Annotated in this window: 22 protein-coding genes and 2 tRNA genes; 6 read left to right on the top strand and 18 right to left on the bottom strand. The window is 71.4% G+C overall.

Annotated features, from left to right (window positions below; genetic code table 11):
• Positions 1–221: 221 nt before the first annotated feature.
• From IE185_RS19785 to IE185_RS19770, 4 genes are all read right to left on the bottom strand, one after another.
• Positions 222–295, bottom strand: a tRNA-Met gene (locus tag IE185_RS19785).
• A gap of 130 nt (positions 296–425) precedes the next feature.
• Positions 426–2,648: a tetratricopeptide repeat protein gene (locus IE185_RS19780; protein WP_189715644.1), complete on the bottom strand. Its 2,223-nt coding sequence runs from the start codon at positions 2,646–2,648 to the stop codon at positions 426–428.
• A gap of 213 nt (positions 2,649–2,861) precedes the next feature.
• A tRNA-Met gene (locus IE185_RS19775) sits at positions 2,862–2,935 on the bottom strand.
• Between the two features lie 42 nt (positions 2,936–2,977).
• Positions 2,978–5,905: a UPF0182 family membrane protein gene (locus tag IE185_RS19770; protein WP_138895841.1), complete on the bottom strand. Its 2,928-nt coding sequence runs from the start codon at positions 5,903–5,905 to the stop codon at positions 2,978–2,980.
• Between the two features lie 136 nt (positions 5,906–6,041).
• On the opposite strand from IE185_RS19770, the gene IE185_RS19765 reads away from it, so the two are divergent.
• Positions 6,042–6,599, top strand: a complete 558-nt coding sequence (locus IE185_RS19765) for a PPA1309 family protein (protein ID WP_167518879.1) — start codon at positions 6,042–6,044, stop codon at positions 6,597–6,599.
• Positions 6,600–6,631: 32 nt separating this feature from the next.
• Here IE185_RS19765 and IE185_RS19760 read toward each other — a convergent pair whose 3' ends face one another.
• The 4 genes from IE185_RS19760 to IE185_RS19745 all read right to left on the bottom strand — a co-directional run bounded on the left by IE185_RS19760 (position 6,632) and on the right by IE185_RS19745 (position 9,806).
• The gene (locus tag IE185_RS19760) at positions 6,632–7,720 is read right to left on the bottom strand and encodes a YlbL family protein (protein WP_138895838.1); all 1,089 of its coding nucleotides are present in this window, start codon (positions 7,718–7,720) and stop codon (positions 6,632–6,634) included.
• A 99-nt stretch (positions 7,721–7,819) separates the two neighbouring features.
• Positions 7,820–7,990, bottom strand: coding sequence for a hypothetical protein (locus IE185_RS19755; RefSeq protein WP_167518880.1), 171 nt, complete (start codon positions 7,988–7,990; stop codon positions 7,820–7,822).
• Positions 7,991–8,130: 140 nt separating this feature from the next.
• Positions 8,131–8,592, bottom strand: coding sequence for a molybdenum cofactor biosynthesis protein MoaE (locus IE185_RS19750; RefSeq protein WP_138895837.1), 462 nt, complete (start codon positions 8,590–8,592; stop codon positions 8,131–8,133).
• Positions 8,593–8,672: 80 nt separating this feature from the next.
• Positions 8,673–9,806: an SDR family oxidoreductase gene (locus IE185_RS19745; RefSeq protein WP_138895836.1), complete on the bottom strand. Its 1,134-nt coding sequence runs from the start codon at positions 9,804–9,806 to the stop codon at positions 8,673–8,675.
• 191 nt (positions 9,807–9,997) lie between these two features.
• Between IE185_RS19745 and IE185_RS19740 the strand changes: the two genes are divergently transcribed.
• On the top strand, positions 9,998–11,458 hold the full coding sequence (locus IE185_RS19740; protein WP_138895835.1) for a zinc-dependent metalloprotease: 1,461 nt from the start codon (positions 9,998–10,000) through the stop codon (positions 11,456–11,458).
• Complete coding sequence (locus tag IE185_RS19735; protein ID WP_138895834.1) at positions 11,455–11,976, top strand: NUDIX hydrolase; 522 nt, start codon at positions 11,455–11,457, stop codon at positions 11,974–11,976. Before IE185_RS19740 ends, IE185_RS19735 begins: the two co-directional genes overlap by 4 nt.
• 71 nt (positions 11,977–12,047) lie before the next feature.
• Here IE185_RS19735 and IE185_RS19730 read toward each other — a convergent pair whose 3' ends face one another.
• The 4 genes from IE185_RS19730 to IE185_RS19715 all read right to left on the bottom strand — a co-directional run bounded on the left by IE185_RS19730 (position 12,048) and on the right by IE185_RS19715 (position 15,811).
• Complete coding sequence (locus IE185_RS19730; RefSeq protein WP_138895833.1) at positions 12,048–12,803, bottom strand: AIM24 family protein; 756 nt, start codon at positions 12,801–12,803, stop codon at positions 12,048–12,050.
• Positions 12,804–12,822: 19 nt separating this feature from the next.
• Positions 12,823–13,503, bottom strand: coding sequence for an AIM24 family protein (locus tag IE185_RS19725; protein WP_138895832.1), 681 nt, complete (start codon positions 13,501–13,503; stop codon positions 12,823–12,825).
• A gap of 11 nt (positions 13,504–13,514) precedes the next feature.
• Positions 13,515–15,128, bottom strand: a complete 1,614-nt coding sequence (locus IE185_RS19720) for a TerD family protein (protein WP_189715642.1) — start codon at positions 15,126–15,128, stop codon at positions 13,515–13,517.
• Positions 15,129–15,235: 107 nt separating this feature from the next.
• A complete protein-coding gene (locus tag IE185_RS19715) occupies positions 15,236–15,811 on the bottom strand; it encodes a M48 metallopeptidase family protein (RefSeq protein WP_138899458.1) in 576 nt (191 codons plus the stop codon).
• A 226-nt stretch (positions 15,812–16,037) separates the two neighbouring features.
• Here IE185_RS19715 and IE185_RS19710 point away from each other — a divergent pair, with 226 nt between their 5' ends.
• Both IE185_RS19710 and IE185_RS19705 read left to right on the top strand, forming a co-directional pair.
• Positions 16,038–17,183 (top strand): ThiF family adenylyltransferase, encoded by a 1,146-nt coding sequence (locus IE185_RS19710; RefSeq protein WP_189715640.1) that lies wholly within the window; start codon positions 16,038–16,040, stop codon positions 17,181–17,183.
• 42 nt (positions 17,184–17,225) lie between these two features.
• On the top strand, positions 17,226–18,689 hold the full coding sequence (locus IE185_RS19705) for an ABC1 kinase family protein (RefSeq protein ID WP_189715638.1): 1,464 nt from the start codon (positions 17,226–17,228) through the stop codon (positions 18,687–18,689).
• Positions 18,690–18,732: 43 nt separating this feature from the next.
• Here IE185_RS19705 and IE185_RS19700 read toward each other — a convergent pair whose 3' ends face one another.
• From IE185_RS19700 to IE185_RS19680, 5 genes are all read right to left on the bottom strand, one after another.
• Positions 18,733–18,960 carry a hypothetical protein gene (locus IE185_RS19700; RefSeq protein ID WP_138899604.1) on the bottom strand — a complete coding sequence of 76 codons (228 nt, stop codon included), beginning with the start codon at positions 18,958–18,960 and terminating at the stop codon, positions 18,733–18,735.
• A gap of 120 nt (positions 18,961–19,080) precedes the next feature.
• Positions 19,081–19,404, bottom strand: coding sequence for a putative WhiB-interacting protein (locus IE185_RS19695; protein WP_138899603.1), 324 nt, complete (start codon positions 19,402–19,404; stop codon positions 19,081–19,083).
• Complete coding sequence (locus IE185_RS19690; RefSeq protein ID WP_138904456.1) at positions 19,401–19,778, bottom strand: WhiB family transcriptional regulator; 378 nt, start codon at positions 19,776–19,778, stop codon at positions 19,401–19,403. Before IE185_RS19690 ends, IE185_RS19695 begins: the two co-directional genes overlap by 4 nt.
• A 158-nt stretch (positions 19,779–19,936) precedes the next feature.
• Positions 19,937–20,215, bottom strand: coding sequence for a hypothetical protein (locus IE185_RS19685; RefSeq protein WP_138897850.1), 279 nt, complete (start codon positions 20,213–20,215; stop codon positions 19,937–19,939).
• A gap of 198 nt (positions 20,216–20,413) precedes the next feature.
• Positions 20,414–22,600: an ATP-dependent DNA helicase UvrD2 gene (locus IE185_RS19680; protein ID WP_189715636.1), complete on the bottom strand. Its 2,187-nt coding sequence runs from the start codon at positions 22,598–22,600 to the stop codon at positions 20,414–20,416.
• A gap of 152 nt (positions 22,601–22,752) precedes the next feature.
• On the opposite strand from IE185_RS19680, the gene IE185_RS19675 reads away from it, so the two are divergent.
• Complete coding sequence (locus tag IE185_RS19675; protein ID WP_138897847.1) at positions 22,753–23,007, top strand: mycoredoxin; 255 nt, start codon at positions 22,753–22,755, stop codon at positions 23,005–23,007.
• Between the two features lie 108 nt (positions 23,008–23,115).
• Here the strand turns inward: IE185_RS19675 and nudC are convergent, their stop codons facing one another.
• Positions 23,116–24,090 carry an NAD(+) diphosphatase gene (gene nudC / locus IE185_RS19670; RefSeq protein ID WP_138897849.1) on the bottom strand — a complete coding sequence of 325 codons (975 nt, stop codon included), beginning with the start codon at positions 24,088–24,090 and terminating at the stop codon, positions 23,116–23,118.
• Positions 24,091–24,205: the final 115 nt, after the last annotated feature.

Below are 24,205 nucleotides of genomic sequence, written 5' to 3'. Positions count from 1 at the left end.
CGGCACCCGCACCAGCCACTTCGCAGCACTTTGCCCCGCCGAGCTGACGCTCGACGGGCAAAGCAGGGCCCGAATTAACCAACAATGTCCCGGAATTCCGGTGCCGGGCCCTTCGCCGTTCGTCCGCGCACGCGTGTCCGTATACAACGGGATACAACGGGTCCGGGTACGACGAAGGCCCGGATCTCTTTCGAGATCCGGGCCTTCGGCTACTTCATCAGTAGCGGGGACAGGATTTGAACCTGCGACCTCTGGGTTATGAGCCCAGCGAGCTACCGAGCTGCTCCACCCCGCGTCGGTAAACACGACTGTACGTCGCCCTGCCGACCGGCGCAAATCCGTTCCCCTGTCTCCGCGGTGACCGGTGGCGAACCAGGGGGTGGCCAGTGGCGAAACGATCCGCCAGCAGCCGTGGCCACACCGGCCTACGCGGTGAGTTCCTGGTGCAGGGCCTCACGCAGGCGCGCCGCCCGCTCGGCGACCTCCGCGGGGCCGAGCTCGACGGCCCGCGCGCACCACCGCTCGCCCTCGTCCAGCTCGCCGTGGCGGGCCGCGAGCAGCGCGAGGCGCAGCGCGGCGCGGCCGTGGCCCGCGTGCGCGGCCCGGGACCACCACAGGGCGGCCTCCGGCTCGCTCCCCTCGCGGGCCAGCAGCAGCCCGAGGTTGAAGGCGCCGTTGCGGCTGCCCGCCTCGGCGGCCTCCCGGTACCAGCGCGCGGCGCCCTCCAGGTCGCCCCGCCCCGCGGCGAGCATGCCCACCCGTACCTGGGCGCGGCGGTGCCCCTGCTCGGCGGCCCGCTCGTACCACTCCTCGCACTCGGTCTTCTCGTTCAGCGTCTCGCCGAGCCCGGGCGGCCCCGCCGGGGGCTGCCGGCTGTCGAGCAGCGTGGCGAGCCGGAACGCCGCCTCGGCGCTGCCGCTGCCCGCCGCGCAGCGCAGGTGCCGCTCGGCGTCCTGCTCCTCGCCGTCGCGCAGCAGGGCGATGCCGACCTGGAGCGCGGCCTCGGTGTGCCCGGCGGCGGCGGCGCGCTCGTACCAGACGAAGGCCGTACGGTCGTCGCCGCGCCCGGCGTGGAGGATGCCGAGGTTGAAGGCGGCGTCGACGCTGCCGGCCTCGGCGGCCTTGGAGAACCAGGGCTCGGCGCCGGCCGCGTCCCCGCCCTGGAGCAGCAGGATGGCGAGCGCGTTGGCGGCCTCGCGGTGGCCGGCGTAGGCCGCGCGGCGGTACCACTGGTCGGCCTGGGCGGTACGCCCCTGGGCGGCGCAGAGCAGCCCGAGGTTGTACGCCCCGTTGACGTCACCGGCGTCGAGAGCCGCGCGGTACCAGCGCTCGGCGGTCTGCTGCTCGCCGCGCGCGGCGTGCAGGGCGCCCAGCGCGTTGGCCGCGTTGCCGTCGCCGTCCTGGGCGGCGCGCAGCCACCACACGGCGGCGCTCTCCTCGTCCCCGGCGTCGCGCAGCAGGAAGCCCAGCGCGCAGGCCGCCCGGGGCTCGCCGTCCTTGGCCGAGGTGAGGTACCAGCGCCCGGCCTCCTTGAGCTCGCCCCGCTCCTCCAGGATGGCGCCGAGGTGCAGGGCGGCGCGCCGGTGACCGCGCGCGGCGGCCTGGCGGTACCACTGCTCGGCCTCGACGGCCGGGGGCAGCTCCCCGGCCCCGGTCCCGGTGTGCCGGGTCCCGGTGCCGGGGCCCGCGCCGGTACGGCCGCTCCCCACGGCGTGGCGCGTACCGGTGCCGGGGCCCCCGGCCGTGCCGGCGGCCCGGCCCTGGGCCTTCACGGCCGGCGGGTCGGCGTCCGTACCCTCCCGGCGCACACCGGTGACCGGGCCCTCGAGCTCCCCGGCGACCGCGCCGGAACCGTCCTCGGCCTCCGCGTAGCCGAAGCCGGGGTAGCGCGTGCCCGAAGGGCCGAGCCCGGAGCCCGTACGCGCGGCCGCGGCCGCGCCGGGGTGCCGGGTGCCCGTGTCGAAGTCCAGGTGGCCGCGGCCCCTGACGGCGCCGGAGCGGCCGTCCCGGCGGCCGCCGGGCGTGCCCGCGTCACCCGGGAGGATCCCGGCGGCGCCCACGCCGGTCCGCGCCTCCGCCGCCGCGCGGCGGTCCAGTGTGCGGGCCAGGCGGTACGCCGCTTCCCGGTGCCCCTGCTCGGCGGCAGCGCGCAGCCACCGCTCGGCGCCCACGTCGCTGCGGTGCTCCAGGAGGTCGGCGAGGGCGTAGGCGCCCAGCGCGTGCCCCTGCTCGGCGGACTGGCGCAGCCAGTACTCGGCGGCGGGCTCGTCGCCGCGCTCGCGGTAGTGCCGGCCGAGCGCGTGCGCGGCGGCGGCGGACCCGGCCACGGCGGCGATGCGCCACCAGCCGGCCGCCTCGTCGGCGTATCCGCGCTGGTGCAGGAGTACGCCCAGGTTGTTCGCGGCGGCGCGGTCGCCGTCGGCGGTCGCGGCGCGCAGGTACGGCTCGGCGCCGTCGAGGTCCCCCCGGCGCAGCAGCAGCGAGCCGAGCACGCTCATGGACTCGGTGTCGCCGTTCTCGGCGGCGCGGCGGTGCCTCGCCTCGGACTCGTCCTCAGCGGTCTCCACGGTGTCCACAGCGTGCTCCTGATGTCGCTGCACAAACCGCCCTGTCTCCAACAGAGTTGTCCTGTCCCCCATAAAAACCATCGTCGCACCACCCGCAACCCGCGTACACCTGGTATACCGCAGCCAGTAAGGTCACTTCGGCGTTTTGTCGACATGCCCACAGAGAGACACTCCAAACGCCTGATCCCCAACTCCCCCCGCATGAAGGACGCTTCGCACGGGCGCACGGACGGTCCGGGCGCACAACAAAGGCCCGGATCTCTTTCGAGATCCGGGCCCTCGTCTTCTTCTGAGTAGCGGGGACAGGATTTGAACCTGCGACCTCTGGGTTATGAGCCCAGCGAGCTACCGAGCTGCTCCACCCCGCGCCGTTGTGTTCAAACAGTACCACGGCGCGGGGATGTCCCAGCTCAGCTGCCCTTCTGGTCGCCCTTCTCGTCCTGCCCGGCGGCCTTGTCGGGCTTCTCGCCCTCGGCGCCCGGGCTGGCCGGCGCCTCGGTCTCGGCACCCGCGTCCGCGGCCCGCTGCAGCGCGTCCTGGAGCTTCTCCTGGGCCTCGCCGTAGGCGGTCCAGTCCTGCTCCTTCAATGCGGCCTCGCCCTCGTCGTACGCCTTCTGGGCGTCCTCGATGGCCTTCTGCAGCGACTCGTCGCCCTCGGACGGCGGCGTGGTGGTGTCACCGTCGCCCGGCGGAGGCGGCGTCTCACCCTCCTCGCCGAAGACGGCGTTCAACGCCTCACCGAGCGTGTTCTTGAAGACGGTCTCCCTGCCGTACGACACGGCGACCTTCTTCAGGAGCGGATAGGCGTTGTTGCCCTGCGCGTACACCGGCTCGACGTACAGGAAGCCGTCGTTCAGCGGGATCGTCAGCAGGTTGCCGTACTCGATGTCCGAGTTGGCACCCTTCATGTTCCTGACGAACTCCGCGACTTCGGCGTTGCTGTTGAGCCGGTTCTGCACCTGCTGCGGACCCGGCACGTCGCCCGTGACTCTCAACAGCCTTATCGTGCCGTAGTCCTTGCTCGACGCGTCGGCGTCGACCGCCATGAACGCACCGAGGTTCGGGCGCCCGTTGGGGGTGAACGTCGTCGTGAGCGAGAACTTGCGGTCCTGCTCCTGCGGCATCTTCAGGCTCAGGTAGTACGGCGGTACGGAGCTCTTCTCACCCGTCGTCGGGTCGTCCGGCACCTGCCACGCGTCACTGCCGCTGTAGAACTGCGACGGGCTCTCGACGTGGTAGCGGGTGAGCAGCTCGCGCTGCACCTTGAAGAGGTCCTGCGGGTAGCGCAGGTGCTCCATCAGGGCGGGCGCGATGTCGCCCTTCGGCTTCACCGTGTCCGGGAACGCCTTCATCCAGGTCTTGAGGACCGGGTCCTCGGTGTCCCACTGGTACAGCTTGACCGTGCCGTCGTACGCGTCGACGGTGGCCTTCACCGAGTTGCGGATGTAGTTGACCTGGTTCTGCTGGGCGATCACCGCGCGCTGGCTGTCGGTCTGCGACAGCGAGTCCGCCGTGGTGTCCCCGAGCGTCGTGCGCGACGCGTAGGGGTAGCCGTTCGTGGTGGTGTACGCGTCGACGATCCACTGGACGCGTCCGTTGACGACCGCCGGGTAGGCGTCGCCGTCGAGGGACAGCCACGGCGCGACCGCCTCGACGCGCTCCTTGGGCGTGCGGTTGTACAGGATCCGCGAGCCCTCGCCGATGGCTCCCGAGTAGAGGATCTGCGGCTCGCTGAAGGACACCGCGTACGCGGCGCGGTTCAGCGGGTTCGACAGGTTGACCCCGGACTTGCCCTTGTAGCTCGTGGTCTTGGTGGGCTCGCCGTTCTTCTCGTAGTCGAGCTCCTTCTGCGGGCCGCCCACGATCGAGTACTGCTGGGTCTTCTCGCCGTAGTAGATCCGCTGCTCGTACGTGCCGAGCGTGCCCTCGGTCGGCAGACCGGACTCGGTGAAGTCCGGGGCACCCTCGGTGTCCGGCTTGACCGCCGTGCCCTTGGCCGCGACCACGCCGTAACCGTGGGTGTACGTGAAGTGGTCGTTGATCCAGTTGCGCTTGGGGATGCCCTGGAGGTCCAGCTCGCGCAGACCGACGACCGTGTCCTGGCCCTTGTAGCGGTCCACGTCCAGGGTCGTGGGGAACTGGTAGTACTTACGTTCCTGCTGGAGCTGGTCGAAGGTCGGCGGGACGACGTTCGGATCGATCAGCCGGTAGTTGGCCGCCGAGTCGGCGTCCTTGCGCAGCTGCGAGTTGTCCTTGCTGTCGCCGACGCCCTGGTAGTCGTCCACCTTGGCGTCGTCGATGCCGTACGCCTTGCGCGTCGCGTCGATGTTCTTCTTGATGTACGGCGATTCCTTGGCCTGCTCGTTCGGCTGGACCTGGAACTTCTGCACGATCGCCGGGTAGAGCCCGCCGATGAGGATCGCCGAGAGCACCATCAGGCCGAAGCCGATGACGGGAAGCTGCCAGGTGCGGCGCCACAGCGTCGCGAAGAACAGCAGCGCGCAGATGACGGCGATGCAGAAGAGGATCGTCTTCGCCGGGAGGTAGGCGTTCGCGTCGACGTAGCGCAGGCCGGCCCAGTTGCCCGTGGCCTTGAAGTCGCTCGACTTCACCGCGAGCCCGTACCGGTCGAGCCAGTACGCGACGGCCTTCAGCGCCACGAAGATGCCGAGCAGCACCGACAGGTGGCCGGTGGCCGCTGCGGTGGCCCTGGCGCCCGGGCTGGTGATCCGCAGCCCGCCGTACAGGTAGTGCACGAGCGCGGCGGCGATCAGGGAGAGCACGGCGGCCGCGAAGCCGAAACCGAGCAGGAAGCGGTACCAGGGCAGGTCGAACGCGAAGAACGACACGTCCAGCTGGAACTGCGGGTCCTTCTGACCGAAGGACACACCGTTGACCCACATGAGCCAGGTGCGCCACTGCCCGGACGCGGAGGCCCCGGCGATCAGCCCGACCAGAGCGGTGACCCCGAGGAGCACCCACTTCTTGTACGGGGCGATGCCCATCCGGTAGCGGTCCAGGTTCTGCTGCTCCAGGGACATCGCGCTCAGCGGCGGCCGGAGCCGGTGCGCGAGCCAGATGTTCACACCGACGGCGAGCGCCATCAGCAGCCCGAAGACGGCGAAGAGCCCGATCTTGGTCCACAGGGTGGTGGTGAAAACGGACGAATAGTTGACCGAGCGGTACCAGAGCCAGTCCGTCCAGAACCCGGCGAACATGACAAACGCCATGGCCAGGACGGCCAGGACGCCCAAAGTCATGAGCAGGGTCCGGACACGCCGGGACGGGCGGCCGACTCTGATCCGTGGCCCTGTCGGGCCTCCGCCGCGGTCCGGCATCTGGAAAGCCAAGGTGCGCACCTCGAAAGTTCGCTGTCGTAGAAGCAGGCTCCGCGATCGTAGAGCCCACTCATGCAACTTACTGAAGCTTTACTCAGTTCCCGCTTTGGGGTCCGAAGGAGGCAGGATGTCGACCATGTCCAACGTTTCCCCCTCCGGGCCCCCCATGGCCACGAGCCCGCTCACCCGAGCCGTGCTCGAAATCGACGAATACACCTCCGGCCTCGGCTGGGACCAGCCGGCGAGGCTGTTCGCCCTCGTCGACACCGCCCAGCTGCGCGCCCAGGAGCCGGGCCTCGCCGCCCAGCTCGGCCTTGCCGAGGGCGAGCCGGCGGCCACGCTGACGCCTGTCGAGCAGGAAGAGATCCCGTCGGGCACCCCGCTCGACGAGTTCCTCGCGACGATCGCCTGGCCCGACGCGGTGGCCGGCTGCGCGCTCACGGTGGAGCGGCTGATGCTCCCGCCGTCCGCCGAGGCGTCCGTGCCCGAGGGACTGAACGAGGCCCAGCTGGCGAAGTGGGTCGCGGAGCACCCCGACCGCCAGGAGGTCCGCATGACGGTGGCCGTGCTGCGCAACGGCGTGCGCGAGTCGGCGCTGCGGCTGCGGGAGAAGGACTCCCCCACCGAGGTGCTCACCGGAGCCATGCTCGTCCCGGGGCTGGCCGAGGCCCTGGCCGCGACCTTCGAGGCGTAGCGGCCCGGGGGCTGACCGCCGGTCGCCGGCGGTCAGCCCGTCGTGCACCGCGGCAGGCCGGTCGTGTCCCCGCCACGGATCTTCTCCAGCGACTTCCTCGCGTCGTCGATCGCCTTGACCTTCACCAGGGTGAGGCCGTCGGGGATGTCGGCGGCCGCCGCCGCGCAGTTGTCCTCGGGCGTGAGGAAGTACTGGGCGCCCGCTTGACGCGCGCCGACCGTCTTCATCTCGATGCCGCCGATCGGACCGACCTTGCCGACGTCGTCGATCGTGCCGGTGCCCGCGACGAACTTCCCGCCGGTCAGCGGGCCGGGCGTGAGCTTGTCGACGATGCCGAGCGAGAACATCAGGCCGGCGCTGGGACCGCCGACGTCCACCAGCTTGATGTCGATGCTGAACGGGAAAGTGTGGTCGGGCCCGGCCTGGATGCCGACGACGGCACGGTCGTCGTCGTCGGCCTTCTTCGTCGTGACGACGACGTCCTTGCTGCCGACCGGCTCCTTGCCCGCCTTCTCCGCCGCGGCGGCGTCCTGCGCGGGGACGATCGTGAAGACGGCCTTCTCGGTGGGCTTGTGCCGGGTGACGAGCTTGGCCACGTCCTTGGGGTCCTTGACGGCCGTACCGTCCACGGCCTTGATGACGTCGCCCGCGTGCAGCCTGCCCTCGGCGGGGCTGTCCTTGAGGACGGTCGACACCACGACCCGGGTCTTCACCGGGATGCCCAGCTCCCGCAGCGCGGCGGTCTTGGCGCTCTCCTGGGACTGGCTGAACTCCTCGGCGTTCTCCTGCGTCGACTGCTCTTCCGTCTTGCCGTCCGGGTAGAGCGTGTCGTGCGGAACCACCACGCTGTCGTGCGCCAGCCAGCCGTAGACCGCCTCGACCAGGTTCATCCTGTAGTCCGCGCCGGTGACTCTGACCGTCGTCATATTGAGATGGCCGCTCGTGGGGTACGTCTTGCGACCGGAGACCTGGAGCACCGGCTCGCCCTTGGCCTCGCCGAGCGTGTCGAACGTGGGCCCGGGGGACATCTCCGAGTAGGGGACCTTGATGAAGACGCCCGCGCACAGCAGCGCGATCAGGATGAGGGTGGAGGCGAGCATCGTCACTGTGCGGCGTGGCATGGAACGACAGTACGGGACGGGTCTGTCAGTACACCGCTGGGGCCGGTCCGTACGGGACCACGGGGCCCGGACGTACGGTCGGGTCGGCTTCACGCTTCGTCAGACGACGCCGGAACCGGAATGGGACTTCTCCATCGCCTCCCGGAACCGCGCGTAGCCGGCGAGTTCGGAGACGTCGCCGGCCGTCCGGTTTCTGGCTGTCCAGCTCGCCCATATCGCAGCACCGAGTGCAGCGAAAAGCGGAATCAGCAACCACGCGAGTGCCGCCATCCCGACCTCCCGACCCCTAGGGACCGACCGCGTTGGGCCGATCAGCAGATTAGCCACCGGTGCGTCCAACGCTCACGGCAGGGGCCCGGTTACGCAAATCGGGGCGCTTGCGCGCCGCCCAGGTTTCGACGGAGATCCTTTCAGCAGGCTCCGACCCATTCGTCCGTGCCGTCGGAGAACGTCTGGTGCTTCCAGATCGGCACTTCGTGCTTCAGATCGTCGATCAGCCTGCGGCAGGCCTCGAAAGCCTCGCCCCGGTGGGGACAGGAGACCGCCACGACCACGGCGAGGTCACCGACCTCCAGGTCACCCACACGGTGGACGGCCGCCAGGGCGCGCACGGGGAAATCCGCGGCGACCTTTTCGGCCACCCGGCGTAGTTCGTCCTCGGCGGACGGGTGACAGGAGTAGCCCAGTCTGTCCACGTCGGCGCCGCCGTCGTGGTTGCGCACGGTGCCGACGAACAGCGCGGTGCCGCCCGCGGCGTCGTCCCCCACGGCTCTGAAGATCTCGTCGACCGAGAGCGGGGTGTCGCGAATCGCCAGCAGCCGGATGGGGTCCTGCGCCGCCTGCTCGCCCGGGTGGGAATGCGTTCCTGCCATGCTGCCCATCGTGCCGTACCGCACTGACATTGCGGAATAGCGCTTTCGACCGGCTGTACGGGCCCTTGGTATGGAGAGTCCTACATGCGGCCCCGCGCCTTGCGCACGCGGCGTACCAGCGCGGCCGTGCCCAGCAGTGCGACGGTGGCGCCCGCGGCGCCGGCGGCTGTGGCGTCCTTGCGGCCCAGGCGGCGGCCCGCGACGGTGTGCCGGCCCGCGACCTCCTCCAGCAGTTCGGTCAGTACCTCCTCGTTGGTCCACCGCGGCCGCCAGCCCGCCGCGTGGAGCCGGCTCACGCTCACCACCCACGGGTGCATCGTGTACGCGAGGTCGCCGGCCGGGGACGGCGTGAGGCCGATCCGGTGCAGGCGGGCGGCGGCGCCCAGGGCGACCGCGGAGGGCAGCTCCATGCGGCGGATGCCGCTGAGCTCCTCGACCTCCTCCTGTTCCAGCCAGCCGTCGCAGCCGACCGCCAGTTCGCCGTCGACCTTCTCCAGCGCGGCGTACTCGAGCGCCGCGACCAGGTCCTCGACGTGGCAGAACTGCCAGGTGGGACGGGACCCGGCGACGACCAGGAGGCGGGGCGACTCGAAGTACCGGGTGAGGGCGGTGTCCGTACCGCCGACCAGGACCGCGGGGCGCACCATGGTCACGTTCAGGCCGGGGTGCGCGCGGGGCGCGCGGCGGCCGAGGCGTTCGATCTCCAGCAGGTCGCCGACGCCGGCGGCCTCCGCGGTGGCGCGCAGCTCCGCGTCCTCGGACAGCGGGATGTCGTTGTCGGGCAGGGCGCCGTAGACCATGGCCGAGGTGCACAGCACGACCCGGTGGACGCCGGCGGCCGCGGCGGCGGTGAGCACCGTCTGGGTGCCCCGCACGTTGTACGCCGTACGGGCGGCGGGGTCCGACTCCAGGTCGAGGTCGAGTGCGAGGTGCACCACGACGTCGGCGCCCCTGAGCTTCTCCGCGATGGCCGGGTCGCGTACGTCCAGGATGTGCCAGTGCGCCTCGGCCACGTCGCCGCGGCGCTCGTCGATCGCCACGACCTGTTTGATCTCGTCGGACGCGGCAAGGCGCCGGGTCAGCAGCGCGCCGATGCCCGAGGCGGCGCCCGTGACCGCGACGACGGGGCCACGGCCGGCCCGGGCCGAGTCGTTTCGCCTCTGGCGAACTTCGGCGCTCTGCGATGCGCGAACCTGCGGATCTGGGGAACTCACCAGGCGTCTCCAGCGGTTGTCTTCAGTACGTACACGCGTTGGCGCGTACGGACCAGGTGGCGTCCATCCTGCCGCAGGCGGAGTCCTGGCGGAGCACCGAGCCCTTCTCGGGCTCCGGTGTCTACGCTGGGTGGTGATGTCGGGCAGCTGCCGCCGGCCTGAGCCGGCGGCCTTACGAGCCGAGGAAACCCGTGAGTGACACCCCATTCGGATTCGGCCTTCCGCCGGAGGAGCCGGAGGACGGCGACGATGGCAAGAAGAAGGGCAGCGAGGGCGGTGGCCAGGGTGGCCAGGGTCCGGCGAACCCGTTCGGCGGGTTCGGTCTGCCGGGCGGCGCGGGCGGCCCGGGCGGCGGCGACAATCCGTTCGCCGCGATGTTCGGCTCGCTGAACCCGAACGACCTGGGCGCGGCCTTCCAGCAGCTCGGGCAGATGCTCAGCTACGAGGGCGGTCCGGTGAACTGGGGCATGGCCAAGGACATCGCCCGCCAGACGGTCGCGCAGGGCACGGCTGACGGCTCCAAGGACTCCAGCGTGAGCCCCGGCGAGCGGTCCGCCGTCGAGGAGGCGGTGCGTCTGGCCGATCTGTGGCTGGACGGCGTGACCTCACTGCCCTCCGGCGCCGCCACGTCGGTGGCGTGGAGCCGCGCGGAATGGGTCGAGGCGACCCTGCCCGCGTGGCAGCAGCTGGTGGACCCGGTCGCCGAGCGCGTCGGAGCGGCCATGGGCGACGTACTGCCCGAGGAGATGCAGGCCATGGCGGGCCCGCTGCTCGGGATGATGCGGTCCATGGGCGGCGCGATGTTCGGCCAGCAGATCGGGCAGGCCGTGGGCGTACTGGCGGGCGAGGTGGTCGGCTCCACCGACGTCGGGCTGCCGCTGGGCCCGGCGGGCAAGGCCGCGCTGCTGCCGCTGAACATCGAGGCGTTCGGCAAGGACCTGGGCGTCGACAAGAACGAGGTGCGGTTGTACCTGGCGCTGCGCGAGGCCGCTCACCAGCGGCTCTTCGCCCACGTGCCGTGGCTGCGCTCGCACCTGTTCGGCGCGGTCGAGGGATACGCGCGCGGCATCCAGGTCGACACCTCGAAGCTGGAGGACGTGGTCGGCCAGCTCGATCCGTCGCACCCGGAGCAGCTGCAGGAAGCACTCCAGCAGGGCATGTTCCAGCCGGAGGACACCCCCGCGCAGAAGGCGGCGCTGGCCCGTCTGGAGACGGCGCTCGCGCTGGTCGAGGGCTGGGTGGACGCCGTGGTGCACGAGGCGGCCAAGCCGCGGCTCGCGTCGGCGGACGCGCTGCGGGAGACGCTGCGCAGGCGCCGCGCCTCCGGTGGTCCCGCCGAGCAGACCTTCGCGACGCTCATCGGCCTCGAGCTGCGTCCGCGGCGGCTGCGGGACGCGGCGCGGCTGTGGGCCTCGCTCACGGACGCGCGCGGCCTGGACGGGCGCGACGCGCTGTGGGAGCACCCGGACATGCTGCCGACGGCCGAGGACCTGGACGACCCGGACGGGTTCGTGCACCGCGAGCAGATGGACTTCTCCGAGATCGACAAGATGCTCGGCGAGGCGGCCGGAGGCAGCCCGCGCAAGCCGGACCTGAAGAAGGACACGGACGGCGAGGACAAGAACGACGCAGAGGGCGACAGCGACAAGTGAGCCTGCACGACGACGCGGTCCTCGTACTGAAGAGCTACGAGGACCAGGACGAACTGCGCCGTACGTACCTCGATCATCTGTCGGCGCACCCCGACGGGATGTGGAAGGCCTGCGAGGCGGGGCACCTCACTGCGAGCGCGCTGGTCGTCGATCCGGAGCGCGGGCAAGTGCTGCTGACGCTGCACCGCAAGCTGAACATGTGGCTCCAGATGGGCGGCCACTGCGAGCCCGGGGACGCGACGCTGAGCGACGCCGCGCTGCGCGAGGCCACGGAGGAGTCCGGCATCGCGGGGCTCACGCTGCTGCCCGGCGGCCCGGTGCGGCTGGACCGGCATCCGATCCCGGCGCCCTGCAACTGGCACCTGGACGTGCAGTACGCCGCGCTGGCGCCGGGCGGGGCGGTCGAGGCGATCAGCGAGGAGTCGCTGGATCTGCGCTGGTTCCCGTACGACGAGGTGGCGGGCGTGGCCGACGCGTCGGTCGTGCGGCTGGTGGAACGTACCCGGGCGGCGCTGTAGACGGCGTACATCCGCAGATGGGTAAGGGGCGGGCTCTTGGAAGCCCGCCCCTTACCTGTGTCCCGAGGGGGTCAGTTCCAGGCGTTGTTCTGGTTCTGGCCGCGGGCGCCCTGCTGTCCGACGCCGAACTGCGCGGCGACGCCCTGGCCCAGCTGGGCGTCCTGCGGCGGCATCACCTCGCTGGGCTGCACCAGGGCGAATCCCTGGCCGAGGAAGCTGAGTTCCCAGCCCTCACCGGTGGTGCCGCGCCGGCGGCGCACGTTCGACGAGTGCGTCTGGGCCTGCATCTGCACGCGCAGGGAGCTGGACCAGGCGACGATCGCGTCGGCGTCGGCGTTGACGTACTTGTCCGGCGTGACCTGGAGCATCAAAGGCTGGCCCGAGGTCATCAGCGCGACCTTGCCCTGCCCGGTGATGTTGAGCTGGTACTTGCCCGTTCCGGAGATGCCGTACTGGCTGTCCACGGCGATGACTTCGGTGTGCAGCGAGGAGTCCAGCGCCAGGACGTAGGCGCTGTCCACGGTCATGCCCTCGCGGTCGACGTCCACGAGGTGGACGTACTGCGCGAGGTTGGCGAGGTAGACGGTGCCCTGCCCGGAGCAGCGCATCAGGTCGAGGCCCTCACCGGTGTTGGCACGGGCGCGGCGCTGACCGCTCGACTGGTACTCGCCGTCGAAGTCGATCAGCCCCTGGTACGCGACCATGGCGCCCTTGCGGGCGAGCACGTCGTCGTGGCCGGTCAGCGAGACCCGCAGGAGCTGCGGGTTCTGCACGGCGTACCGGTCCTGGGACTGCTGCTCGGTGTGACTGAAAAGCGGGCTCTGCATGGTGTGTTCTCGCTCCCCCTCAGCCCCGGACCCGCAGGCGGTCGGTGCTGTCCTCGCTCGGCTGTACGACGACGATTCCCTCGCCGGAGAAAGCCATCTGGTAGGCCTCTCCGCTGCCGCGCCCGACCAGGGCGGACGCCTTGAAGCTGCGCTTGCCCTTGACCTTGAGGTTCGGGGACCAGGCGACGAGGGCGTCGGGGTCGACGTACGTCTCGTCCTCGCCGCGACCGCACTCGACGACGATCGGAGTGCCGCGCGAGGTCAGGGCGACCCAGCCGGTGCCGACGATCTCGACGTTCCACAGGCCCTGTCCGGCGAACTTCGCCATGCCCTTGACCTTTTCCACGCCCCACTGGAGGTGCGCGTCGAAGGCGAGGAGGTTGCTGCCGTTGACCGAGAGCGAGTCGTTGTCGAGGTTGATGACGACGACGTCCGCGCCGTAGTCGGCGAGGTAGAGCAGACCGTCGCCGCTGCACTTCATGACGGGCGCACCCTCGCCGGTGACCCACTGGGACGCGATCTGGCGGACGGCGGGCGGGTTCGGCTCGTACTGGATGAAGCCCTCGTACGCCACCATCGAGCCGGTGCGCGCGTAGAGGTCCTGGCCGGTGGCCATGGCGACCTTGAGCATCGCGCGCCCGTGGTTCTCCATACGGGCCGCGATCGGGGTCGGGGCGAAGCCCGCGAGTTGCTGATTCATGACGGGCTCCCTCAGACCTCGTAGGGCTGGACGACGATGAAGTTCCCGGGCGCTCCCCGGAACTGGAGGTTCACGGTCTCTCCGCTGTGACCCGGGTACGCGTTGCGACGCAGGCGCACCTGGCTGGAGAGGATGACCTGGGAGGCCGAGGACCACGCGACGACCGCGTTGGCGTCGGCGAACGTGGTCGGCGTGACCGGCAGGACCACCGGGACGCCGTTCGTCTTCACGACGACCGTGCCCGTTCCCTGGAACTGCATGGTGAACAGGGCGCCGCCGGGGATGCCGTGGCCCTCGATGCGGCGGACCTCGTACTGGAGCGACTCGTCGAACGCGAGCACGTTCTCGGCGGAGACGCAGATGCCGTCGCCCTGGAGCTCGATCGGGTGCAGGTGCGCGCCGTTCTCGGCGAGGAAGACCTGGCCGCGCCCGGAGCAGCGCATCAGCTGCATCTCCTGGCCGGTCGCATTGCCGACGATGCGGCCGGTGAAGCCCGCGCCCTTGTGGCTGAAGTCCACCTTGCCCTGGTACATCACCATGCTGCCCTGGCGGGCGAGGATCGGCGTACCGCCCATGCCGAGTTCCACGCGCATGAGCTGCTGGTTCTGCGGTGTCCAGCGCTGTCCGGTGGGCGCCTCGCGGTACGGCTGGAGGGCCGCCTTGAGCCCGGCGCCGCCCTGCGGGGCGCCCTGGGGGACGCCTTGGGGCATGCCCTGGGGCTGGCCGTACGGGGCGGGCTGGCCGTAGCCGCCGGGCGGCTGGACCTGGCCGGGCGGCTGCCCGGGGACCTGGCCGAACTGCGGCTGCTGGGGCGGCTGTCCGTACGGCGCCGGGGCGGGCGGCGCGACCGGGCCGGCCTGCGGCGGCGGAGCCATCGGCGCCGCGACGGTCGGCGCCGCGTACATCTGCGGGGCCGGCTGCTGGGGCGCGGCCTGCTGCGGGGCCGGCTGCGGCGGGGCGAAGCCCTGCGCGGGGGCCGGGACGGGCGCCGGGGCCGGCGGGGCGGCGGGTGCGCCGAAGGCCGGGGCGGGCTGGGAAGCCTGGGCCGGCGGGGCGAAGGAAGGCGCCGCGGCCTGCGGCTGCGCGGCCGGCTGCTCCTCGGCCACCTCACCGCCGAAGTTCTTCAGCAGGGCTTCGAGCCCGCCGTCGAAGCCCTGGCCGATCGCGGCGAACCGCCACACGTCCTTGAGGTAGAAGTCACCCAGCATCACCGCGCGTTCGGTGGTGAACTCCGAGCCGGTGAAGGCGTACCTGACGACCTCTTCACCACCCGCGACGATGCGGATGTAACCGGGGCCCACCTGCGACATCTGTCCCGCGCCGTCGATCGTCGCGGTGAAGGAGAGCCGGTGGATGTTCGCCGGGATGCGGTCCAGCGTGACGCGGAACGACTCGGTGTCGCCCGACTGCGGGCCGAGTTGCTGAATCGACTCCTCGGGCGACTTCGGCTGGTTGAAGAAAATGAAATACCGGTCGTCCGAGAGCTGCTCGTTGACGTCGAGCCCGAAACAGCTGATGTCGAAGGTGAGTCCGGGTGCCGCGATCTGCACACCTACGTACAGATCGGTACCCGCTGTGAGGTCACTGATTTTGGCCTTGTGGCCACGTTGGAATTCCCTGGTCATGCGTAACGACCGTCCCCCATCCCGAGGTGAATGCGTCGCGTCAGGCTAACCCGCGAATGGGGACATCCGGCCAGGCCGGTACACACTCGGTACAGAATCACCCAGCGTCACTCGGTGCGTGCGCCCGGCAGGTACGGAAGCCGCTCGGCGGCGACCACTCCTTCGAGGTACCCGCGAGCGCGCTCGGTGCGCGGGTACGCCTCCAGGAGCTGCCAGAAGCGCGGGCCGTGACCGGGGACGAGCAGGTGGGCGAGCTCGTGGAGGAGCACGTAGTCGACGACGTACTCGGGCATGCCCTGGAGGCGGTGCGAAAGCCTGATGCTGCCCTCGGCCGGAGTGCAGGAGCCCCAGCGGGTGTTCTGGTTCGTCACCCAGCGCACGGACGCCGGGCGCGCCCGGCCTTCGAAGAACTGGGCGGACAGCTGCTGGGCGCGCTCGGCGAGTTCGGCGTCGCCGAAGACGCGCTTGCTCTCCTGGGCGGCGAGCTTGTCGAGCATCACGCTCACCCAGCGCTGCTCCTCGGCCTCCGACATGCGGTCGGGGATGAGCACGATCGTGCGGTCGCCCTCGCGGTACGCGGACACCGTCCTGCTGCGGCGGGCGCTTCGGCGGACCTCGACAGCGCTCGGCCGCGAGCCGCGGGGCGGCTGGTTCTTCGCGCGGTGCAGGGGGTCGACGGGCACGCCACGACGTTACCCGCTGTCAGTGGCGGAAGTCCCACCTCCGGATGGTTCGAACGCGTTCCACTCCCCGGCGCGGCATTGGAACGACTCGTACGACTAATACCCGGCACCTGTGGACAACTTTCGTCCCCCTCGGACCGCGCCGGGCATTCTGAGGGCGGAGAGCGGATCTTGCGAGAACGGATCTTGCGAGAGCGCGTCTTGTGGCAAGGAACGGGGCGGCGATATGCATCCGATGGTGAAGCCCGCGCTGCGGCGCGCATGGCGGGACCGGCAGACCGTGCAATTCGGCATGACGTCCGCGCACGCGGTGACGGTGGGTCCGGTGGATACGGCGACGGGCAGTTTCCTCGCGCTGCTCGACGGGACGCGCGGCCTTCCGCTGCTGCGGGAGGAGGGCCGGGTGATGGGGCTGCCCGAGGGGCGGGTGGACGAGCTGGTGGCGAGGCTCACATCGGCGGGGCTGATCGACGACGCGACGGCGGGCGGCGCGCAGGCGGACGCGCTGCGGGGGCGCGCCGAGGCGTTCGACCGGCTCCGCCCCGATCTGGCGGCCCTCTCCGTCGTCCACTGCGAACCGGGCGGCGCGGCACGGAGGCTGGCGGCACGGCGCGCGATGCGGGTTCAGGTGCGGGGCGCCGGTCGGGTCGGCGCGACGATCGCGTCGGTGCTGGCCGCGGGGGGCGTGGGGCAGGTCGAGGTGCTGGACGGCGGGTGCACGGAGCCGTGGGACATCACGCCGGGCGGGCTGGGCCCGGAGTCGGTGGGCGCTCGGCGGGACGTGGCGGCGCGGCAGCTGGTGCGGCGGGCGACTCCCGGCCGGCCACCGCGGGCGGCGGAGGCGGCGGGGACCTCGGGCGCGGGTGAGCCGGGGCTCTCGCTGGTGATCGTGGCGCCCCGGGACGGGGCCGCCGCCTACGCGCCCGATCCCGTCGCGGCTGAGCGGTGGCTGCGTTCGGGGACGCCCCATCTCTACGCGGGGGTCGTCGAGGCGACGGGGGTGGTGGGGCCGCTGGTGCTGCCGGGCGGGAGCGCGTGCGCGGGCTGCATGGCGCTGGCGCGGGCGGAGCGCGATCCGGCGTGGCTGCGGATGCTGGCGCAGTGGCGCTCCGGCCGGGCCGGGCGCGTACCGGCGTGCGACATCGGGCTCGCGACCACGGTGGCGGGACTGGCGGCGGCGCATGCCCTGGCCTTCCTGGACGGCGAGCTGCCCGCCACGACGGGGGTCCGCTGGGAGGTCTCGCTGCCGCTCCTGGACTGGCGGCAGGAGCCGATGCCGCCGCACCGCGACTGTTCCTGCGGTGCGGGTGGGCAGGCTCACGGGGAGTGCGCCTCGGGCGTCGGGGAGCCACAGGACACAATGGCCGGGTGACCGTCACCGGCGGCCACGGGTGTCTGGGATTTGGAGGGGCGCATGTCTGATCTTCCCCGGAAGGCGGTCACCCGGACCGCAAAGCTGGCAGCACTGCCGCTGGGCTTCGCCGGCCGAGCCACCTGGGGCCTGGGCAAGCGAATCGGCGGCAAGTCGGCCGAGATCGTGAGCCGCGAGCTGCAACAGCGCACGGCGGACCAGCTGTTCAAGGTCCTCGGAGAGCTGAAGGGGGGCGCGATGAAGTTGGGGCAGGCCCTGTCGGTCTTCGAGTCCGCGCTCCCGGAGGAGGTCGCCGGGCCGTACCGTGCGGCCCTGACGAAGCTGCAGGAGGCCGCGCCGCCGATGCCGACGCGCACGGTGCACGCGGTGCTGGAGGAGCGGCTCGGGGCCGAATGGCGCGATCTGTTCATGGAGTTCGACGACAAGCCGGCGGCCGCGGCCTCGATCGGCCAGGTGCACCGGGCCGTGTGGCACGACGGTCGCGAGGTGGCCGTCAAGGTGCAGTACCCGGGGGCCGGACAGGCGCTGCTCTCCGACTTGAACCAACTGAGCCGGTTCGCCCGGCTGCTCGGTCCGCTGGTTCCGGGGATGGACATCAAGCCGCTCATCACCGAGCTGCGGGACCGGGTCTCGGAGGAGCTGGACTACGAACTGGAGGCGGCGGCGCAGCGGCAGCACGCGGAGCAGTTCGCGGACGACCCCGACGTGGTGGTACCGGAGGTGGTGCACCAGAGCGATCAGGTTCTGGTGACCGAGTGGATCGACGGCATACCGATGGCCGATGTGATCACCGACGGGACGCCGGAGCAGCGGGACAGGGCGGGGCAGCTGCTGGCCCGGTTCCTCTTCTCGGGGCCGGCCCGCACCGGCCTGCTCCACGCGGACCCTCACCCGGGCAACTTCCGGCTGCTGCCGGTGGCGGCGACGGAGGCCGGGGACGGTGCGGGGGGTGAGGACGGTGCTGGGGGTGAAGACGGTCAGGACGGCTCGGTCGGGCAATGGCGGCTCGGCGTGCTGGACTTCGGCACCGTGGACCGGCTGCCCGGCGGACTGCCCGCGACGATCGGCACCTCACTGCGGATGACGATCGACGGCGAGGCCGAAGCGGTGTACGAGCTGCTCCGCGAGGAGGGTTTCGTGAAGGACTCCATCGACCTCGACCCGGAGGCGGTGCTGGAGTACCTGCTGCCGATCATCGAGCCTGCACAGGTCGACGAGTTCACGTTCACCCGGAGCTGGATACGCCAGCAGGCGGCGCGGATCGCCGATGTGCGCTCCCCCGCCCACCAGTTGGGCAAGCAGCTCAACCTGCCGCCGGCCTATCTGTTGATCCACCGCGTGACCTTGAGCACCATCGGCGTCCTCTGCCAGTTGGGGGCGACCGTGCGGCTGCGGCAGGAGCTGGAGGACTGGCTGCCCGGGTTCGTCGCCGAAGAGGCCGAAGAGGCTGCCGAGGGCGATGAGATCGGGGCGGCCGAAGAGGACGGGGTCGTGGCTGGCGCGTGAAGGGGGCCCGAGCGGGGTGTGGGCCGGGCCCGAGCCGGCCCGTTCACCACCAGGGCGAGTCGAGCCTGCCCTCGATCGCCCTGAGGTTGGCGCGCGCGCAGTCGTCGCAGAAGTAGTGGCGGCGGCCGTTCTCCACGGAGCAGGTCCAGGTGGGTGGCGTGTTCTCGGCGGGCTTGCCGCAGCGGGAGCACACGACGGTCTCGTCACCCGGCTCTGCGGGCTCAGGAGGCTGCTCGGGGTTCCGGGGGTCCTCCCCGGGAGAACTCAGCACTCCGTGACGATATCCCCGACGCGTCGCGGTGGTCGGTGCAACGCACCGCGGGGGCCGGTCCGTTCGGACCGGCCCCCGCGGTGGAGTTCCGTCTGCTGTGGCCTGCTGTGTGCCTGCGTGTTACTGCATGACCGCCATGGCCAGAGCGCGGCGGGCGCGCAGTGCGCCGCGCTCGGCGCGGCGCTGCATCCGCCGGGCGGCGACCAGGCGCACGGCCTGGTGTTCCGCCTCGGCTTCCCGTCGGCGTTCCTGCATATGGGCACGGGCCAGGGCTTCTGGGATGAGTTGCATCTCGCGGGTCCTGTTCTGACGCGAGTCGTTCGCGCCGGTGATGGTGACGTCATGGGTGGCGGAGCCGAAGGGCTCGCTGGGGGAAGAGGTCATCGGGGCCTGCTTCTTGGGATCGTGCGTATGCGGTCGGTCGATGGTTCCGGTGACGTTCATGCCGCGACCGGGTTCTTGCGCGGGCGGCCACGCGGCCGCTTGCGGGCGACGACGACACCCTGGACGAACAGCTCGCCGCCCCAGACGCCCCAAGGCTCGCGGCGCTCCTTGGCACCGGCGAGGCATGCCTCGACCAGCGGGCAGGTGCGGCAGAGCGACTTGGCGTACTCGACATCGGCCGGGGACTCGGCGAAGAAGACTTCCGGGTCGTACGAGCGGCAGGGGACGGGCACGCCGAGGTTCTCGATGGCGTCGTCGAGCGCGGTGAGCGCGGTGAGCGGGGCGGGGGCAGTCAAGGCGGAGTCCTCCGTGAGACCGGGCGGGGTGATCGTTTGGGAAGGCGGTACGGACGGGGCGTGCGTATCGAGTTGCACGGTGGTTTGTTCCTCGTCGAGTCGTTCCGGCCGGTCGGCCGGGAGGCGGTTGCTGTCCCGAGGCCCCTCCGCTCTGTTTTTCCCGTTCGGGCAAAACAGAAGGGCCGCGGATCCCTGGTGGGGTTCCGCGGCCCTGGAGGCGCCTGCCTGATCCTGGATCAGGCTGGATCACTCCAGGGTTCGAGCCCACGGAAGGCCCACATCGTGTGGTGCTGCGTCGTCTGCTTCTTGAATCCGGCACCGGCCGCCGCAAAGGCGTAGGCCTTCGCCTGTGCCGCTGCTACTGCTGCTTCCGGTGCCTCGGTCGGTCGCTCATTGCGGGCCAGGACAGGCAGGCTCGCGAGAGACGCGGGACGGACGGCGGAGACGCCGGACATACCGGTGCCACGGAGCGAGGAGCCGAGCGAGCAGGGGGCGGCGACCGAGCGATCGGTCATTTTGGTGAAGGTGATGAAGCTGGTCACTGGGCTCGCCTCCTCTCGGCGTCTCGGGGACCTGGTGGCACGAGGCCGGTCCCTACGTATTCGGATAAGTACAGCACGGAGTCAGGGCTTCAGAGAAGTCGCTGTTCCCGTGGTTAAGAACCTATGGGGATTCCCGGGGCATGCGCAAACTATTTTTCCGACGAGTTTGAATCAGTCCTCCTCGTCGGCCCCGTCAAGGTCCTGACCTGCGCAGAGAGCCAGCACATCGGCTCCAAAACGCTCCAGCTTCCGCGCGCCGACCCCCGCGATGACGGCCAGTTCCCCTGCCTCGCCCGGCGCGGCCTCGGCGATGGCCATCAGCGTCTTGTCGGTGAAGACGCAGTACGCCGGCTGGCCGAGAAGCTGGGCCTGGCCGGCCCGCCAGTCGCGCAGCCGTTCGTACAGCGCCTCGTCCATGTCGGACGGGCAGTCCTCGCAGCGCATCAGTTTCACCTCGCCGGCGTCGGTGAGGGTCTTGCCGCACACGCGGCACAGGGCCGAGCTGCGGCGCCTGCGCTTGGCGGCGCCGCCCGCGCCCACACCGGTGCCGCCGGTGCGCGGGGCGCCCGTGCCACGGCCGCCGGAGGCGGAGGAGCCGGGGCGCAGCCCGTTCAGGAAGCGGCTCGGGCGGCGGGAGGCGCGACCGCCCGGTGAGCGGGACAGTGCCCAGGACAGGCCCAGGTGGTGGCGCGCGCGGGTGACTCCGACATACAGCAGGCGCCGTTCCTCCTCGACCTGCTCGTCGGTCTTGGCGTAGGTGATGGGCATCATGCCCTCGGTGAGGCCGACGAGGAACACGGCGTCCCACTCCAGGCCCTTCGCCGAGTGCAGGGAGGCGAGGGTCACGCCCTGGACGGTCGGCGCGTGCTGGGCGGCCGCGCGCTCGTCGAGTTCGGCCACGAGGTCGGAGAGCGTCGCGGTGGGCTTCGTCTTGGCGAAGTCCTCGGCGAGACGGACCAGCGCGGCCAGTGACTCCCACTGGTCGCGGACCGCGCCGGAGCCGGCGGGCGGTTGCGTGGTCCAGCCGTTGCCGCTGAGGACGGCGCGGGTCTGCGAGGGCAGGTCGACCACGTCGTCGAGCAGCGGGTCGTTGTTGCCGAAGCGGGCGGCGCTGCGCAGACCGTTGATCGCCTTGCGCACCTCCTGGCGCTCGAAGAACCGCTCCGCGCCCCGCAACTGGTAAGGCACTCCGGCGTCGGCCAGTGCCTGCTCGTAGACCTCGGACTGGGCGTTGATGCGGTACAGCACGGCGATCTCGCCGGCCGGGACGCCGGCGGCGACGAGGTCGCGGATGCGGCGGGCCGTGCCCTCGGCCTCGGCGGGCTCGTCGGCGTACTCCGCGTAGACGGGCTCGGGGCCCGGCTCCCGCTGTGAGATCAGCTCCAGGCGGTGCTCGGCGGCGCGGCCGCGCGCCTGGCTCAGCAGGCCGTTGGCCAGGTGGACGACCTGCGGCGTCGACCGGTAGTCGCGGACCAGCTTCACGACGGTGGCGTCCGGGTGCTTGGTGCGGAAGTTCAGCAGGTGGTCGGGGGTGGCGCCGGTGAAGGAGTAGATCGTCTGGCTGGCGTCGCCGACGACGCACAGGTTCGGCCGGTCGCCCAGCCACAGTTCGAGCAGGCGCTGCTGGAGCGGGCTGACGTCCTGGTACTCGTCCACCACGAAGTGCTGGTACTGGCTGCGCACGTGGTCGGCGATGTCGTGGCGGTCCTGGAGGATGCCGACGGTGAGCAGCAGCACGTCCTCGAAGTCGATCATGGACCGGTCGCGCTTGAGCTGCTCGTACATCGCGTAGATCTGGGAGATCTCCGCCGCGTCCCGGGGTGTGTCGCGGCCCGACTTCGCGGCCGCGGCCGGGTAGTCGCCGGGGACGGTCTGGGTGACCTTCGCCCATTCGATCTCGCCCGTCACGTCCCGCAGCTCGTTGCGGTCGAGGCGGACGCGGCAGCGGGCCGCCGCCTCGGCGACCAGCTGGATCTTGCGCTCGACGAGCCGGGGCAGGTCGCCACCGACCGCTTTCGGCCAGAAGTACTGGAGCTGGCGGAGCGCGGCGGAGTGGAAGGTCCGCGCCTGCACGCCGCCCGCGCCGAGCTGGCGGAGCCGTCCGCGCATCTCCCCCGCCGCCCGGTTGGTGAAGGTGACGGCCAGCACACTGGCGGGCTGGAGAATCCCGGCGCGCACGCCGTACGCGATGCGGTGCGTGATGGCGCGCGTCTTGCCGGTGCCGGCCCCCGCCAGGACGCACACCGGACCGTGCAGGGCCTCCGCGACCTGGCGCTGCTCGGGGTCGAGCCCTTCGAGCACCGCGTCCGCCGAGTCGGGGACCTGCGGGAAGAGAGAGGAGTGCGTTGCTGCTGTCACACAGCCATGCTGCCAGGTCGGGAGAGACGGGCGTTCCCGTTGTCCACAGGGAGGGGCATTCGTCGTACCGGTACGGGAATGGGCGCCCGGTCGCGTACGTTCGATGCTCTGGGACTACGGACCCCCCAGCCGAGCAAAGGAGCGCCGAGGACATGCAGGGCACTGTGACGATGTACAGCACCACGTGGTGCGGCTACTGCCGTCGGCTCAAGAGCCAGATGGACCGCGAAGGCATCGCGTACAACGAGATCAACATCGAGCAGGACCCCGAATCCGCGGCGTTCGTCGAGAAGGCCAATGGCGGAAACCAGACGGTCCCGACCGTGCTCGTGATCCCTCACCAGGGCGAGCAGTCGGTCATGACGAACCCCAGCCTCGCGCAGGTCAAGCAGGCGCTGGGCGTCTGAGGTCCCGCCGCCCGCGGGACCGGACCCGTACGCCGGCGAGGCCGTGCGGCCGTACGGACACGTCGAGGGCCCCCGCGCACCGCGCGGGGGCCCTCGACGTGTGCCGGCCTACGGGTTCAGCGGCTGCGGCAGGGGCTCGCCGTACCAGAGCTCCACCAGGCGGGCGGCGATCGAGATGCCCGACGGGGGCAGGATCTCGCCGGTCTCGATGGCGCCGCGCAGGTCGTCCCTGGAGAACCAGCGCGCCTCCTCGATCTCCTCGCCGTCCACGTTGATCTCCGACGACGTGGCGCGCGCCATGAAGCCCAGCATCAGGCTGGACGGGAAGGGCCACGGCTGGCTGGCGACGTAGTCGACCCGGCCGACGGTGACGCCCGCCTCCTCGAAGACCTCACGCGCCACCGACTCCTCGATGGTCTCGCCGGGCTCCACGAAGCCCGCGAGTGTCGAGAACCGGCCTTCCGGCCAGTGCACCTGACGGCCGAGGAGCGCCCGGTCCTCCTCGTCGGTCACCAGCATGATCACGGCGGGGTCGGTACGCGGGTAGTGCTCGGCGCCGCACGCCTGGCAGCGGCGGATGTGCCCGGCCGCCGCGATGACGGTGCGCTCGCCGCAGCGCGAACAGAAGCGGTGCAGCCTCTGCCAGTTCTCCAGGGCCACCGCGTGGACCATCAGGCCCGCGTCGCGGGGGCCGAGCAGCAGCCCGGCCTCGCGCAGTCCGGCGGCGCGCGCGGACTGGTCCATGCGCCCCGGGAGGGAGTCCTTCTGGAGCGCGAAGTAGCTGACGCCCTCCTCGTCCGTACCGAGGAAGTACCGGTGCGTCTCGGTGACGGGGGCCTCGAAGGCCGGGGTCATCACGAGTTCGGTGCGCCCGTCGGGGGTGTCGTCGATGAGCGCCTGTCCGCCGGAGACGACGAAGACGCGGGTCGTGGGGTGGCTCCAGGCGGCGGCCAGCCATGCCTCGTCGAGGCGGTGGTGGGCGGCGCGGTCGATGCCGCTCGGGGCGGTGAGCCCGATCGGCCGCTGCGTGATGCCCGCCGGGCCGGTGGTCCGGGAGCCGCCCGCGTCGTCCGTGCTGACCATGTCCGCCGCGCCGTCCGTGCTCGCCGGGGCGTCCGTGCCCGCCCGGCGGCTGTCCGTGTCCGCCGCGCTGTGGGTGTCCGCCCCGCTGCTCGCGGTCGGTGCCGTGTGGTCGGTC

This window comes from Streptomyces chryseus, assembly GCF_014650755.1.
Lineage (GTDB): Bacteria > Actinomycetota > Actinomycetes > Streptomycetales > Streptomycetaceae > Streptomyces > Streptomyces chryseus.
Note: the sequence above shows the minus strand (reverse complement) of the source record. Positions and strands in the feature narration are given on the sequence as shown.

What these genes read in the sequence shown, in the direction of transcription:
- IE185_RS19720 (WP_189715642.1), bottom strand. Translation starts at nt 15,128, where the DNA reads ATGACCAGGGAATTCCAACGTGGCCACAAGGCCAAAATCAGTGACCTC.
- IE185_RS19750 (WP_138895837.1), bottom strand. Translation starts at nt 8,592, where the DNA reads ATGGCAGGAACGCATTCCCACCCGGGCGAGCAGGCGGCGCAGGACCCC.
- IE185_RS19685 (WP_138897850.1), bottom strand. Translation starts at nt 20,215, where the DNA reads ATGACCGATCGCTCGGTCGCCGCCCCCTGCTCGCTCGGCTCCTCGCTC.
- IE185_RS19755 (WP_167518880.1), bottom strand. Translation starts at nt 7,990, where the DNA reads ATGGCGGCACTCGCGTGGTTGCTGATTCCGCTTTTCGCTGCACTCGGT.
- IE185_RS19705 (WP_189715638.1), top strand. Translation starts at nt 17,226, where the DNA reads ATGTCTGATCTTCCCCGGAAGGCGGTCACCCGGACCGCAAAGCTGGCA.
- IE185_RS19725 (WP_138895832.1), bottom strand. Translation starts at nt 13,503, where the DNA reads ATGAATCAGCAACTCGCGGGCTTCGCCCCGACCCCGATCGCGGCCCGT.
- IE185_RS19760 (WP_138895838.1), bottom strand. Translation starts at nt 7,720, where the DNA reads ATGCCACGCCGCACAGTGACGATGCTCGCCTCCACCCTCATCCTGATC.
- IE185_RS19765 (WP_167518879.1), top strand. Translation starts at nt 6,042, where the DNA reads ATGTCCAACGTTTCCCCCTCCGGGCCCCCCATGGCCACGAGCCCGCTC.
- IE185_RS19770 (WP_138895841.1), bottom strand. Translation starts at nt 5,905, where the DNA reads ATGCCGGACCGCGGCGGAGGCCCGACAGGGCCACGGATCAGAGTCGGC.
- IE185_RS19780 (WP_189715644.1), bottom strand. Translation starts at nt 2,648, where the DNA reads ATGGTTTTTATGGGGGACAGGACAACTCTGTTGGAGACAGGGCGGTTT.
- IE185_RS19710 (WP_189715640.1), top strand. Translation starts at nt 16,038, where the DNA reads ATGCATCCGATGGTGAAGCCCGCGCTGCGGCGCGCATGGCGGGACCGG.
- IE185_RS19675 (WP_138897847.1), top strand. Translation starts at nt 22,753, where the DNA reads ATGCAGGGCACTGTGACGATGTACAGCACCACGTGGTGCGGCTACTGC.
- nudC (WP_138897849.1), bottom strand. Translation starts at nt 24,090, where the DNA reads ATGGTCAGCACGGACGACGCGGGCGGCTCCCGGACCACCGGCCCGGCG.
- IE185_RS19730 (WP_138895833.1), bottom strand. Translation starts at nt 12,803, where the DNA reads ATGCAGAGCCCGCTTTTCAGTCACACCGAGCAGCAGTCCCAGGACCGG.
- IE185_RS19695 (WP_138899603.1), bottom strand. Translation starts at nt 19,404, where the DNA reads ATGAACGTCACCGGAACCATCGACCGACCGCATACGCACGATCCCAAG.